The organism is Candidatus Saccharimonadales bacterium (genome assembly GCA_035457485.1).
Classification (GTDB): domain Bacteria; phylum Patescibacteriota; class Saccharimonadia; order Saccharimonadales; family EFPC-124; genus DATIBO01.
On the sequence record DATIBO010000006.1, the window covers coordinates 504,217 to 518,005 of the forward strand.

At 45.8% G+C, this 13,789-nt stretch carries 15 protein-coding genes and 1 pseudogene; 12 read left to right on the forward strand and 4 right to left on the reverse strand.

Features of this window, described 5'->3' with window-relative positions:
* The first annotated feature begins 1 nt into the window (after position 1).
* The 8 genes from VLA77_02945 (at position 2) to VLA77_02980 (ending at position 8,142) form a co-directional block, all read left to right on the forward strand.
* Complete coding sequence (locus VLA77_02945) at positions 2-418, forward strand: hypothetical protein (GenBank protein ID HSE29516.1); 417 nt, start codon at positions 2-4, stop codon at positions 416-418.
* A complete protein-coding gene (gene gatB / locus VLA77_02950) occupies positions 415-1,872 on the forward strand; it encodes an Asp-tRNA(Asn)/Glu-tRNA(Gln) amidotransferase subunit GatB (protein ID HSE29517.1) in 1,458 nt (485 codons plus the stop codon). Before VLA77_02945 ends, gatB begins: the two co-directional genes overlap by 4 nt.
* Before the next feature lie 54 nt (positions 1,873-1,926).
* A complete protein-coding gene (locus VLA77_02955; protein ID HSE29518.1) occupies positions 1,927-2,817 on the forward strand; it encodes a UTP--glucose-1-phosphate uridylyltransferase in 891 nt (296 codons plus the stop codon).
* A 30-nt stretch (positions 2,818-2,847) separates the two neighbouring features.
* Positions 2,848-3,111 (forward strand): hypothetical protein, encoded by a 264-nt coding sequence (locus tag VLA77_02960; protein ID HSE29519.1) that lies wholly within the window; start codon positions 2,848-2,850, stop codon positions 3,109-3,111.
* Between the two features lie 2 nt (positions 3,112-3,113).
* On the forward strand, positions 3,114-3,479 hold the full coding sequence (locus VLA77_02965; protein HSE29520.1) for a YtxH domain-containing protein: 366 nt from the start codon (positions 3,114-3,116) through the stop codon (positions 3,477-3,479).
* A gap of 2 nt (positions 3,480-3,481) precedes the next feature.
* Positions 3,482-3,757: a DUF5665 domain-containing protein gene (locus tag VLA77_02970; GenBank protein HSE29521.1), complete on the forward strand. Its 276-nt coding sequence runs from the start codon at positions 3,482-3,484 to the stop codon at positions 3,755-3,757.
* A 16-nt stretch (positions 3,758-3,773) separates the two neighbouring features.
* A complete protein-coding gene (dnaE, locus tag VLA77_02975; protein HSE29522.1) occupies positions 3,774-7,415 on the forward strand; it encodes a DNA polymerase III subunit alpha in 3,642 nt (1,213 codons plus the stop codon).
* Between the two features lie 73 nt (positions 7,416-7,488).
* Positions 7,489-8,142, forward strand: a complete 654-nt coding sequence (locus VLA77_02980) for a hypothetical protein (GenBank protein HSE29523.1) — start codon at positions 7,489-7,491, stop codon at positions 8,140-8,142.
* 57 nt (positions 8,143-8,199) lie between these two features.
* Here the strand turns inward: VLA77_02980 and VLA77_02985 are convergent, their stop codons facing one another.
* Both VLA77_02985 and VLA77_02990 read right to left on the reverse strand, forming a co-directional pair.
* A complete protein-coding gene (locus VLA77_02985) occupies positions 8,200-9,168 on the reverse strand; it encodes a CAP domain-containing protein (protein HSE29524.1) in 969 nt (322 codons plus the stop codon).
* Between the two features lie 11 nt (positions 9,169-9,179).
* The gene (locus VLA77_02990) at positions 9,180-9,674 is read right to left on the reverse strand and encodes a TrmH family RNA methyltransferase (protein ID HSE29525.1); all 495 of its coding nucleotides are present in this window, start codon (positions 9,672-9,674) and stop codon (positions 9,180-9,182) included.
* A 63-nt stretch (positions 9,675-9,737) separates the two neighbouring features.
* On the opposite strand from VLA77_02990, the gene VLA77_02995 reads away from it, so the two are divergent.
* Positions 9,738-11,354 (forward strand): GspE/PulE family protein, encoded by a 1,617-nt coding sequence (locus VLA77_02995; protein HSE29526.1) that lies wholly within the window; start codon positions 9,738-9,740, stop codon positions 11,352-11,354.
* 58 nt (positions 11,355-11,412) lie between these two features.
* Here the strand turns inward: VLA77_02995 and VLA77_03000 are convergent, their stop codons facing one another.
* Together VLA77_03000 and VLA77_03005 are read right to left on the reverse strand one after the other, a co-directional pair.
* Positions 11,413-11,634: a hypothetical protein gene (locus VLA77_03000; GenBank protein HSE29527.1), complete on the reverse strand. Its 222-nt coding sequence runs from the start codon at positions 11,632-11,634 to the stop codon at positions 11,413-11,415.
* Between the two features lie 64 nt (positions 11,635-11,698).
* Positions 11,699-12,133: a hypothetical protein gene (locus tag VLA77_03005; GenBank protein HSE29528.1), complete on the reverse strand. Its 435-nt coding sequence runs from the start codon at positions 12,131-12,133 to the stop codon at positions 11,699-11,701.
* Positions 12,134-12,308: 175 nt separating this feature from the next.
* Between VLA77_03005 and rplS the strand changes: the two are divergent.
* From rplS to VLA77_03020, 3 genes and pseudogenes are all read left to right on the forward strand, one after another.
* A pseudogene (rplS, locus tag VLA77_03010) lies at positions 12,309-12,641 on the forward strand (50S ribosomal protein L19).
* A gap of 248 nt (positions 12,642-12,889) precedes the next feature.
* A complete protein-coding gene (locus VLA77_03015) occupies positions 12,890-13,450 on the forward strand; it encodes a ribonuclease HII (GenBank protein ID HSE29529.1) in 561 nt (186 codons plus the stop codon).
* Entirely contained in the window at positions 13,447-13,788 is a 342-nt protein-coding gene (locus VLA77_03020; protein ID HSE29530.1) for a YraN family protein, read from the forward strand. Before VLA77_03015 ends, VLA77_03020 begins: the two co-directional genes overlap by 4 nt.
* Position 13,789: the final 1 nt, after the last annotated feature.

The following is a 13,789-nucleotide window of genomic DNA, read 5'->3' on the forward strand; positions in this document are numbered from 1 at the left end:
TATGGATGAAGTTTTAATTACCTTTTTGGCAGTTGCGCTTGTTATTGCTCTAGCTCTATTTATTTACATCGGTGTGTTTGGCAAAAAACATAGTTCACTTGACCGCGACTACTACCAACGTCAGTGGGCAATTATCAATCGCCAGCTCGACGGAAGTCAGGCAGAACTACATCAAGCTGTTTTTGAAGCCGATAAGCTCTTAGATCGTGCCCTAAAAGAAAAAGGAATGCGCGGTCAAACCATGGGTGATCGATTAAAAAGTGCTAAAACCTTATTTAGTAATAACAACGCCGTTTGGCAAGCTCATAAAATGCGAAATCGTTTAGCTCATGAGACAGGAGTTAGATTTACGCAGGGTGAAGTCCGCGGGGCAATGACTAGTTTTAAAACCGGCTTAAAAGATTTAGGTGCGCTATGAAAAATCTAGAAAATTATGAACCAACTATCGGAATCGAATGTCATGTCCAGCTAAGTACTGCGACAAAGTTATTTTCGGGTGCGAGCAACGACGACAGGGGTCAAGCTCCGAACACCGTAGTTTCACCTATTTGTTTTGGGTTACCCGGTACTTTGCCGGTATTGAACGAACGCGCCGTGGAACTTGCCATTAGGGCCGGCCACGCACTAAACGCAAAAATTGCCACGGTTAGCAGTTTTGATCGAAAACATTATTTTTATCCAGATCTACCAAAAGGCTATCAGATTACACAGCTTGATCGCCCGATCGTTGGTGAGGGTAAGATTAAAATTAAAGCCGACGGGCGCGAAATCGAAGTGCGGATTAACCGTGCACACCTCGAAGAAGACGCTGGTAAGTTGACTCACCCGAGCGGTGCTGCCTATAGCCTAGTTGACCTAAACCGGGCGGGAACTCCTTTGCTCGAGATTGTAAGTGAGCCAGACATGCATAGTGCAGCTCAGGCTAAAGCATATGCCGAAGAACTTTATTTGCTTATGAAATATGCGGGAGTGACTCGTGGCGACCTGCAACATGGTAATATGCGTTTTGATGTCAATATTTCGGTTGCAAAAAAAGGTGCAGATAAATGGGGCACGCGCGTAGAAATTAAAAACCTAAATTCGTTTAGGGCCGTCGAGCGAGCTGTTGAATATGAAGTCAAACGTCACGTCGAGCTCGTCGAAAAAGGCGAAAAAATTCGTCAGGAGACTCGTGGTTGGGACGACGCCAAGCAAAAAACAATCAGTCAACGCAGCAAAGAAGAAGCTATGGATTATCGCTATTTCCCTGAGCCCGATCTGCCACCGATTGAACTGAGCGTGGGCCAGATCAAAAAGGTTGTAGAATCTATGCCAAAACTGCCGCCGCAACTTAGATTCGAGCTTGAAAGTAAAGGAATCGAAAAATCAATTGCCGAGACACTAATTTTGCAGGACGCACTGACAAATGCGAATTATGTATTTACTGTACTGGGGGTCGGGGAAAAATCTGGCACGAAAGCGGCGCAGTTTGCGGCAAACTTTTTGGTGAATCGTGATATTAAACAGCGTCAGGAAACAGAAGAAAACTTGGCGATCGCAGACGTAAGCCAGTTTAGTGATGTTTATCAGATGTTTAGCGCCAATGAACTTAGTTCAAATGCTGCCGACCAGCTGTTATTTGCGCTTAGGGGTAACGCTGGGGCTGACGCCAGAGCAGAGGCGAATGCTCTTGGATTGGTTCAGGAAAACGACGAAGATGCTATGCGCCAAATTGTGAACGAAGTCTTGCAGGCTAATGTAAAAGCCGCCGAAGATGTTAAAAATGGCGAGCTCAAAGCGATTGGCTTTTTAGTTGGCCAGGTCATGAAAGCAAGTAAAGGCAAAGCAAACCCCGAGCTTGCTAAAAGCCTGATCCAAGATCTACTAAAATAGCCGCGATGGCTGTATAATTTGGATAACTACTTATAAAATGGAGGGTAGTTTTTTATGAGGTTACCAACTAAAGCTGTAATTGCAGCCGCCGGGCTGGGCACGCGTTTCTTGCCGCAAACTAAGGCAATGCCAAAAGAGATGCTGCCAATAGTAGACAAACCGGTTATTCAGATAATTGTTGAACAACTCGTAGAAGCGGGCGTAACGGATGTAATCATTGTTACTGGATCTACAAAACGAGCAGTGGAAGATCATTTCGACCGCTCTGACGAGCTCGAGCATGAGCTCCGCGCAAAAGGTAAAGACGATTTTGCGGATCAAATTAAAGAAATTGCTGAACTAGCTAACTTTGTTTATGTTCGTCAAAAAGGAACTCCAAAAGGTACGGCCCGACCCGTTTTAAACGCTAAACACTTAATAGGCGCAGATGAACCGTTTTTTGCCGTTTACGCCGATGACTTTTTTAGATCGAAAACTCCTGAACCGGTTCAGCTTCTAGAGGTTTTTAAAAAAACCGGAAGGCCGGTCGTTTCGTTTGGAAAAGTCGAGCCGGCTGAGGTAAAGCGCTACGGAATCGCCGAAGTTGCCGAATATATTGACGATAACTCGTTCCGCCTAAAGCGCTTGGTTGAAAAACCAGATCCGAAAGCTAGCCCGTCTAATTTGGCGGTAGCGGGTTGCAGTATTTTGACTCCAGATATTTTTCCGATTTTAGCTAAAGAACAAACCGGTGTTGGCGGTGAGATAATTTTAACTGAGGCAGTAGGCGAGCTTGCTGAAACTACGCATGTCTATGGTTGCGTTACCGAAGGCATTTGGCACGACGCCGGTGATAAGTCTCGCTATTTGCAGGCAATTGTCGATTATGCCTTAGTGGATCCAAAACTAGCGCCGGAATTCCGTAGCTATTTAACTAAGCGATTAAAGCAAGAACCGAAGCAATAATGCTATACTAAATGTAACTAAGGGGGAATTATGACAGCAGAGGAAATACTAGTAATAATTTTGTCGATTACACTAGCTGTATTTTTGGTGTTATCAATTATCCTTGTGTCGCTTATGATTGCAGTTGCGCGCAAAGTCAACGATATTGTTGATTCTGCCGAAGAAACTGTTGGACAAGTACAAGGAATTGTTACTAACATTCAAAATACAACCGTGCCAGCTTTAATTAGCACGCTTCTAGCCGAATGGCTGGGCAGAATGGCCGAAAAATCTAAAAAATCAAAGGAGGATTAGTTGTGGCACACAAAAAAGGACATTTTAAAGTTGGTTTGTTGATCGGCGCAATTGCTGGTTTGGTGGCTGGTTTATTGACCGCTCCAAAAAGTGGAAAAGACACCCGTGACGATATTAAAAACAAAGCTACTGACGTGAAAGATGATCTACACAGTAAATTTAAAGATATGCGCGGTAAGGGCGAAGATTTTGCGGATGACGCTTCTGATAAACTTGATGACGCGCGCGGCCAAGCAGAAGAATTTGCTAAAGATGCAAAAAAGAAAGCTAGCGATGTAGCAGATGACCTTAAAGACAGGACAGACATGGCGGCCGACAAAACTAAAGACGCAATCGATGAAGCTAAAAAGCGAATAGCCAAAAAATAAGCATGGAAAAGAAAACAAAAACCGATAAGCCCGCTAGTAATCACAGTGTTGGTGTAAATGATGTTTTTGAAGAGTTCTTTCAGGATTATGAGCGCCGTCGCTGGAGTATCTATAGACTAAACTTTGTTCGTGGAATATTTTTTGGTCTAGGAACATTCATCGGCGGTACATTGGTCATTGCTGGAATGTTCTGGTTCTTATCTTTATTCGAGAGCGTTCCGTATATATCGGACGTGATTAAAAATATTCAAACGTCAATTGAAGACGCACGCAAATAGTTAGGGAGATTTTGAGGTGTCAGAGCAAACGCCTGTTTTAGAGGCGAAAGATTTTGTGCATTTACATAACCACACGCACTACAGCGTGCTGGATGGTTTGCAAAAAGTTCCAGAAATGCTCGACCGAGTTAAGGACCTAGGTATGGAGGCTGTAGCGATTACAGACCACGGTGTCTTAAGTGGTGCGATTGAATTTTATAAAGAGGCGACTGCGCGAGGCATTAAACCGATTATCGGTATAGAAACATATGTTGCAGCCCGAAAACTCACCGACAAAGACCCCGTAAAAGATAAAGCTCGCTATCACCTAATTTTACTAGCCATGAATAATAAAGGCTACGAAAACCTAATGCGCATGGCGACTACTGCGAGCTTGGACGGGTATTATTACAAACCGCGTATTGATCATGATTTACTCGAAAAATATAACGAAGGCATAATTTGCTTGTCTGCTTGTGCCGGTAGCGAATTAGGCGAAAACTTACGCGCCGATCAAGATGAAAAAGCCTACGAAATTGCCAAATGGTACAAGAACTTATTTGGTGATCGCTACTATATTGAGGTTCAGGACCATGGCCATCCCGATCACCCAATGAAGTGGGATGAGCAGGTAAAACTTAACCAAAAGCTTTTCAAGCTAGCAGCTGATCTTGGAATTAAAACAGTTTTAACCAGCGACGCGCACTATGCTGCCCCCGCCGACAAGGATGCTCACGAAATTCTGCTTTGCGTGCAAACTGGTGCGTTTTTGAGCGACCAGGATAGGTTTAGCTTAAAAGATTTTGATCTGTTTGTTGAAGATCCAAAAAGCGCAATTGCTCGTTGGGGCGCTGATCATGCAAGTAGTATTAGGACTTCTAAAGAAATCGCAGATCGCTGCGAGATTAAGTTTGAGTTTGATAAAATCTTAATCCCAGAGTTCCCCGTGCCAGAGGGACAGACCGAAAAGACTTTTTTGGACGATTTAGTACATCGTGGCCTAGTAGATCGCTACACCAACATGAGCCGCGAAGACGCGTTTAAAATGACAATTGAACAAGCACGAAAAATTATTCCACCGCACGTGTTGGAACGCACGGACTTTGAGCTGGGCGTTATCGACGGCATGGGCTTTAACGGATATATGCTGATCGTGCAGGATTTTATCAACTGGGGTAAGGACCAAGGGATTATCTTTGGGCCGGGGCGTGGTAGTGCTGCCGGTTCGATTATTGCTTACGCGCTGCGTATAACGGATCTCGATCCTCTAAAATATGGCTTGCTGTTTGAGCGCTTCTTGAATCCTGATCGTATCAGTATGCCCGATATCGACGTTGACATTCAAGATAACCGACGTGACGAAGTGATCGAATATTGTTCTAACAAGTACGGCAAAGACCGCGTGAGTAATATTGTTACATTCGGTAAAATGGCGGCGCGTGCGGCAGTGCGCGACGTGGCACGTGTTTTGCAGGTTCCATACGCCGAGGCCGATAAACTGGCAAAAATGATCCCCGCACCTGTTCAGGGTAGGCATATTCCTCTTAAAGTTTCGATCGAAAAGGACCAAGATTTAAAGGCCGAATACGAAAACAACCAAACCGCAAAACGCGTGATCGACCTTGCGAGCCGGCTTGAAGGTACGATTCGTAGCCACGGTGTCCACGCATGTGGTGTGGTAATTGCGCCGGGCGAGCTCGTGCAATATATTCCGCTCGAGATGGCACAAAAAGGCGTCGTCGCTACCCAGTTCCCAATGGGTCAGATCGAAGAACTTGGGCTTTTAAAGATGGACTTTTTGGGTCTGAGCAACTTAACGGTTATTAAAAACGCTTTGAGAATTATTAAAAAGATCGAGGATGTGGATATTGATTTGGGTAAAATCCCACTTGATGATCTAAAAACTTTCGAGCTGTTAGCGCGTGGTGACACAACGGGAGTGTTTCAGTTTGAATCCGCCGGTATGAAGCGCTATTTACGTGACTTAAAGCCCAACGAGTTTGACGACGTTATCGCTATGGGCGCACTGTATCGCCCGGGTCCGCTTAGTGCTGGGCTGACGGATAGCTTTATTAAGCGCAAAAATGGACTCGAAAAGGTGAGTTTCGCGCATCCGCTCATGGAGGGCGCACTTAAAAACACCTTCGGAGTGCTAGTTTACCAAGAGCAAGTGATGCAGATCTCGCGCGATGTTTGTGGTTTTACCGGTGGTGAAGCCGACACTTTGCGTAAGGCAATTGGTAAAAAGAAGCTAGATGTGATGGAAAAAATGCAAGTCAAGTTTATCGAGGGCGCAGTTAAAAATGGCGTGCCACAAGCTGTGATTGAAAAATTCTGGAAGGATCTTTTAGGCTTTGCCGACTATTGTTTTAATAAGTCGCACTCAGCATGCTACGGGTTAATTAGCTACTGGACGGCTTACTTAAAAGCGCACTTCCCGGGACCATTTATGGCGGCCTTAATGACCAGCGATCAAGATGACACTGATCGTTTAGCAATTGAAATTGCCGAATGTCGGCGTGCAGATTTGCAAGTTTTAACTCCAGATATTAACCAATCTTTTGCCGAATTTGGAACCGTGCCAGGCACGAATCAGATTCGTTTTGGTTTGAATGCTGTTAAAAATGTTGGCACAAATGCCGTCGAAGAAATTTTGCGTGCGCGTGAAGAGGGTAAGTTTAAGTCGATTGAGGACTTTTTGAAGCGAGTTAACGTTAGGATAGTGAATCGTAAAAATCTTGAAAGTTTAGTAAAAGCTGGCGCGTTTGATAGTTTGGCGGATCGAACTGATTTGCTTTATAACATGGATACGATCTTGGCTTTTGCGCACAAAATTCAAAAAGAGGCCGCCAGTGGTCAGGCGGATCTGTTCGGGAGTTTGCTAGACGAAATGATTCCAGCATTAAAACTTGATCCGGCGCCGACCAGAACCAGTGATCGCGAGATGCTTTTATGGGAACGTGAGCTGCTAGGGTTGTACTTAAGCGCACATCCGTTGGATAAGTACGATGCATACTTCAGCGAGCAGACTATGCCTATATCGAATTTGGCCAAAGAAATGGACGGAAAGACTGCGATGGTTGGCGGAGTTATTAATGACTCTCGCGTTATTAACACAAAAAGTGGCAGTAAAATGGCTTTCGTAAAACTCGAAGACAAAGCCGGCGAGATGGAGATCATAGTATTCCCTAAGCTTTATGAGGAAATTTCCGAAAAGCTCGTCCAGGACGCTGTGGTTAAAGTGAAAGGTAAAATCAACGCCAAGGACCGCGATGGCAATCCGACTGATGACGTAAAAATTATCGCCGAGGAAATAATTTTTGTAACCGACGACGAGCTCGATAACTACAAATCAACTGGCCGCAATATGCGATTACCGCAGACAAAGCGTTTGAATCTTGAGCCGAAATCTAAAAAAAAGCTTGAACTTTATACGTATGTCCCAGTCGAAGAGAAAAAGCCGCGCTTGTTTGTACACGTAAAAGATCCGTCGAATAATGAGGCGCTAGTTAAAGTTAAGCAAGTTTTTAACGAATGGCCAGGATCGCATGAAGTGGTTTTGGTTTTGGGTGAAGATAAAAAATCAGCGATAAAAATGCCTTTTAAAGTTGACCCGCAAGAAGATCTGATGGAAAGTTTGAGTGAGCTGCTGGGTACGGAGTGTGTCGCGGTTAAGTAATAAATTTGACTATTGCGCTCAAAACTGTTAGTTTAATCATTGCCCAAAGAAGTACTCACGAAGGAGGTGGCCAATGGCCGCCAGAATCCTGCGGATGCAGGGCGTTCACTCCGACGACCGTCGGACGATCTCGGAGGTCGACGTACCGACCGAGACCGGCTTCGGCATCGGTCGCATGACGCTGCTCGAGATCAACGCTCCGGTCGACGGTAAGCCGGTGACGCTGGGAGACCACTACCACATGGAGGACCGTGAGCGGTTCCTGCTGACGCGTGGTCGTGGTGTTCTGACCAGCTGCCACGTGAGCCCGGTCGGCCAGCTGGTCGGCCCGCTCAAGGTGGACTCGGTTCAGGCCGGCGACGTGATCGTGATTGAGCCCTTCGTGGCCCACACGTTCGTGTTCGACGGGCCGGCCACACTGGTCTGCGTCTCGTCGATGACCTTCGACCCGAAGGACACTGAGGTCCGCAAGCTGATGCTCCCGCCGGCCAGTGCTCGCATGATGCACTACCTGCGCGAGCTCGCGCTCACCGAGCGCATCACGCCGTGGGACGTGGCCTACTACAGCTTCCACGGGGAGCTGCAGGTCACGGTCAACGCGGCGGGCACGCTGGTGGTCAGCGACAACAGCGGCGAGGGAGCCGTGACGCTCAACTTCAACGAGGGCAACCTCGAGGAAGTTCTGGCTAAGGTCGCCGAGATCGTGCGGGTCCCGTCTGTGAACTGAACGACAACTTCATAGGGCAGGCCTGGTACTCACGCAGTACCGGGCCTCGCTCAGAGCTTATCTAATAAATCCGGCTGAACCAGCCAAAACGAGCCCAACAATTACCGCAATTACCGCTAAATCAATAAGTGGATGTACCAAAATAAAGTGCGTGCTGTGCCGCCAACCTGCCACAATTAATTTTCGGTGCGTTATAGCAAAGCCAATTACGGCGGCAGTAATCACCCCAAGACTCGCGTAAACTGCCCAACTTGCATTACCACTCAGCAAGTTTTGCAAATTAGTAACTCTTGTGGGGGCGGCTACGGTAACTTTGGGTTCTTCGGTCTTGTCTTCGTTTACAACCTCGGGAGCGGGTGTGGTGGTTGGTTCGGCCGCGGACTCCACTGGGACCGGCGCGGGCTCCGCCTCGGGTGCTGTGGCTTGGGCTTGTGCGACAACTGGTGCTGGTGTTGGCTCCGGAGTAGGGGCCGGTGGCGCTGCTTGAGTGCCGTAAAAGGCTGCTACTACAGTGTACTGGCCGCTTTGATAGTTTGATCCATTGGTTATTCCAAAACCCATTTCTTTATAATCGCCTAAAATGTTGGCTTTGTGACCGGGGCTGTTCATCCAGGCGTCTACCATTTCAGCGCTGTCAGCAAAACCATAAGCTAGGTTCTCGCCTGCATGAATGTAGTTGTATCCTGCGGTGTCAAAAAAGTACCAGGGCTCAGTGCCATCTGGTGCGGTGTGAGCCCAGTAGTTATTTGCAACCATGTGGTTAGCTTTAGCCTGCGCTCCATTGTTGAGCTGGCTATTTACACTTAAAGGTGCTAGACCATTTTCGGCTCTTTTTTGATTGGTCAAATTGGCTAGCTCACCAATACTTACGCTAACAGCATAGGCTAAAACGTTGCCCGGTGTTGTTTGTGCTAACCATGTAAATTGAATAGCTATCAGCGCAGCTGCCATTCCAAAGAATATGGTCATTCTGTGGCGATGCATTTTTTTGACTGTTTGTTTATGCGCGGATTTTGATTTAGGCATTTTAAACAATTTTACCTTGGCCTGGTCAGTTCGTACAGAGCGATTCCAGTGGCGACGCTAACGTTAAATGATTCTTTCTTTCCTTGCATTGGTATTTCGGTGATCATATCGCACATCTTTATAAGGTCGTCGGAAATACCATTAACTTCTTCGCCTAGCAGTAGAGCGGTTTTTTGAGTAGGTCTGATATTGGGTAATAAGATCGAATCTTTGTTTTGCTCAAGTGCTAAAATTGTGAAACCATTGTCTCGCAAGTTTTTTATAAGGGTAAAAATATCATCCGCAAACTCGCTCGGCATAGTTACTTCGGCGCCAAGCGCGGTTTTATGAATCTGACTTGTGATTTTTTGTCTGATGTGCGGCAGACGGGGATCATCGCGTTGTTCGGGGTAGGGGGTGTATCCACTAAAATAGACTTTCCGCACACCAAAGCCGTCAGCAGTTCGCAGGATCGACCCTACGTTATAAGTGCTACGAATATTATGCGCGATTAAAACAAGTTGCATACTTATAAAATACTTCACGCGCGCCCATTCCCCAAATCGCAAAACATTTGTACAATAGTGCTTATGGCAGCCGATGATCAGGCTAAATTTAGAGCTGAGGACGAATTTAATACTCAACGCAGGGCGGGCTTACTTGGCTTGCAGTATTACGATACCGTTGGGGTTGTTCAAAAAGCACAACTTTTTCCGTCCACGCTAACCGTCCAGGAAATGCACAAAGGACGGATTGTTCCACTTAGCGACGGTAACGACGAAGCTGCTCTAATTTTCGGCATCACAGTTTCTACTCCGCAGCAACTATTAAACGAGCTGCGTGATCGTTTTAATGGGCGAGTCGTTAGATTTTTAATGATCTCAGACTCTGGCTTTAAAGAGTTCATGCAACGGTATGATCCGCCAAAAAAAGTAGTTTACCAAGATGTAAAAATCGCCAAAGAAGGCGACAACGCGGCGATCGCCGAGGTTTCAAAAACTTTAGACTCTGTGCGTTCTGACGATATTTTAAATTATCTAATAACTCAGGCCGATAAACTTGGCGCATCCGACATTCATCTTGAAAATCAACAGGGGAACTTGAGAGTAAGACTTCGCGTTGATGGCGCACTGCATCCGGTAGCTACTCTTTCACGCGATAAATATCGAGTTTTATTGGCGTCAATTGCATCACGAGGCAATGTGAGTACTGCGGCAACTGATGCGCAAACTGGTCACATGCAACAAGAGATCCGTAATCCTGATGGATCAACCCGAACCTTAAACATGCGTATCGAAACCGTTCCAACGATCTATGGCCAAGACGTCGTCATGCGATTATTCAATTTTGATCCCCGGCTCCTTAAGTTAGATTATCTAGGATTAAATCAGCAGCAACTAAAAACCATCCAAGATGTTGTTGAGCATCCGCATGGAATGGTGATGGTTGTCGGGCCTACTGGTTCCGGTAAATCAACCACGCTTTACAGCATGATTAACGGTTTAAATACTACTGATCGCAAGATTTTGACACTCGAAGACCCGGTCGAATTAGCTGTGCCGGGTGTGATTCAGATTCCGGTTTCTACCGAAAGCGGCGATAGTTTTGCCGACAAGCTGCGTGCTGTGTTGCGACTTGACCCCGATATAATTATGGTAGGCGAAATTCGAGATATAGATACGGCGAAGACCGCCATTCAGGCCTCAATCACCGGACATTTGGTGTTGAGTACATTCCATGCGAGTACAGCGGCCACAGCTTTTAGCAGAATTATAGATATGATTGGGCAGAACCCAATCTTCTCGACGGCGATCCGTCTAGTTATTGGCCAACGTTTAGTCCGTAAATTAGATGAAAAAACACGTGTAGCCTATAAGCCCGACGAGGCAACTAAAAAATATATCAACGAAGTGCTGAGTGATTTGCCCAAGAATGTCGCAAAGCCAGATGTCGACAATTTGACCTTATATAAACCCGGATCTTCGGCTGAAAATCCATTTGGGTATCGTGGCCGATTGGTGATAATGGAGCAAATGGCAATCACCGATAAAGTGCAGGCGTATTTGCGCGGCGATGTCGCTGATGTGGATTCGGTAATGATTGAGAAAACTGCCAAAGCACAAGGTATGGTAACCATGTTGCAGGACGGTGTGTTGAAGGCTTGTGCCGGAGTCACTACGCTCGAAGAGATCAACAGAGTAATTTAAAATGAAACGCCCCGCTCGTAAATGAGCGGGGCTTTGGGCCCGGGTGAGGGCTCGTGTTTCAGGACTTGTGGTGGTGGCGGGTGGTGTAGATGTGGACCGTCACGATGCCGATGCTGACGCAGATGATCGCGCTGATCACCCGCACGACACCATCCAGCGACGGGAACTCCGTCTTGACCTGACCACCGGCCCACGTCACGAGGACGATGAGGGCCAGATTCGCCAGCCCGTAGCCGGCGATCGTCAGGATCTTGCTGCCACGCTTGGGCGTGTTCGCCATGATGTCTCCGATGTTCGAACGGGACAATTCCTTGAAACCATATATTTATAACATAAAATGTAAATCAAGTCAATAAATAGAGAATCGCTGGCGAAATTAGTAGCAGGTAAAGCGCTTCTACAACAATACCTTGGGGCTTTTCGTACCACTGTAGATTTAGGTGAAAATTATGAAACCAGTTGTTAAGCGGCTTTTTTGTGTAGTAATGCACAAGCAGAGCGTCTGGTAGCATCGCAAAAAATACTCCTAGTAAAACAGGAAGTGCGAGTGAGGGATTAAGTGTTATGATTAAGCTAATAATCGACAAGCACGCGATTCCATCAGCGATGATAATTCGCGTAAAATGCTTATTGCCCCAGGTATAAATTTGGTGGCCTCCAAAATGAGGGATCACGTCTAATGCAAAATGTGACGCAAACGCCAAAGGAACCACTAAAAGCGGTTCACGCACAGCGATTCCAATTGCCGCTCCTGTTAGAGCGTGGTTTAGGCCAATCATATCGTAATTCTACCACTTAAGTGTTGTATTATAAAAACATGAGTGAGCGGCAGACTGTGTAAATGATCCTTTTATCAAAATATGAATATTATAAAGATTGCAGAATAATCCTTTTCAATCTGTAAGTTTTATGATAAAATTACCTGTAACTGCTAAAAAAGTGAGTAAAACCAGTATGTTTGGATTAATCAAAGCTATTAACGACGCACAACGCAAGGCTAAACTTGTTGATGTTCGTAGTGGTGACACAGTTAAAGTTCACCAAAAAATTAAAGAAGGTAACAAAGAGCGTATTCAGATTTTTGAAGGCGTTGTTATCCGTACTGATCGTAAAGACAGTATTAACGCAAGCTTTACTGTTCGCCGTATTGCTAGCGGTGTTGGTGTAGAAAAATCTTTCTTAATGCACAGCCCACTTGTGCTTAAGGTAGAAGTTACAAAGCGAAGTAAAGTTCGTCGCAAATACCTAAGCTTCTTGCGAGAGCGTAGCGGTAAATCTGCTCGTTTGGTTGCGCGCGATTTTGACAAAAACAAAGTGAACGCTGCAAACAAAGCTGCCGAAGAAGAAATCGAACAGATTAAAGAAGAACTAGCCGAAAAGCACGAGCCAAAAGCTAAAAAGAAATAACAAAAAACCACCTGCAAGTCGGGTGGTTTTTTGTTTGTCGCGATAGTGGGGTGACAAACTGAGGCTTAACTTGGCAAGTACGTTGTGATAGCTTTACTTTTGCCCCCAAACTTGTTTATACTCCCCACATGATTGTCGGGATAGATGAAGTAGGACGCGGATGTTTAGCTGGTCCAGTTTGCGTAGCTGCAGTTTTAATGCCCGAAAAATTTAAAATGAAGGGTTTAGCGGATAGTAAAAAAGTTTTACGTGGAGATCGCGCAGAACTCGTTTTGCGAATTCGTAAAAAAGCCCAGCAAATCGCCATAGGTTGGGCTAGCCCGAGTGAAATTGATGAATTTAACATATGGAAAGCCGTTCAATTGGCGGCAGCAAGGGCGATCAGCCAGCTTGATATTCCGAGTGGAACTTTAATAGTTGTCGACGGTAATGCCAGAATGCTAGGAGAGATGGCAGCAAGCTATGTTGTCAAGGCGGATGATAAATATCCTGCAGTAATGGCTGCGAGTAACGTCGCGAAACTCGCTCGTGATAATTACATGGCAAAGATTGATCATATTTATGAGGGCTTTAATTTTGCTAGCCATGTGGGCTATGGCACGAAAAAGCATCGCGAGAGCCTAGCGCTACTTGGTCCAACCGATATACATAGGTTTAGTTACGGTCCTGTTAAAGAGTTTGCGGTGTGAGTGCGACAGAGATTGGTCGTATGGCCGAGGATGCCGCCGCAACATATTTACATGAACATGGATTTGAAATCTTGCAACAAAACTGGCGAACGCGCTGGTGTGAAATTGATATTGTGTGTAGTAAAAGTAGCGTAGTCTACTTCGTCGAATGTAAGTACAGAGCCAAAAATAATTGGGGCAGCGGATTCGAATACATAACCAACAAAAAGTTGCAGCAAATGCATTTCGCTGCACAATTTTGGGTGGCACAGCATCGGTGGGAAGGCGACTATAGCTTAAGCGCGATTGAACTTGCTGATAACCCGCCGCAGGTAAATGAGTTTTTAAAAGAAATATAGA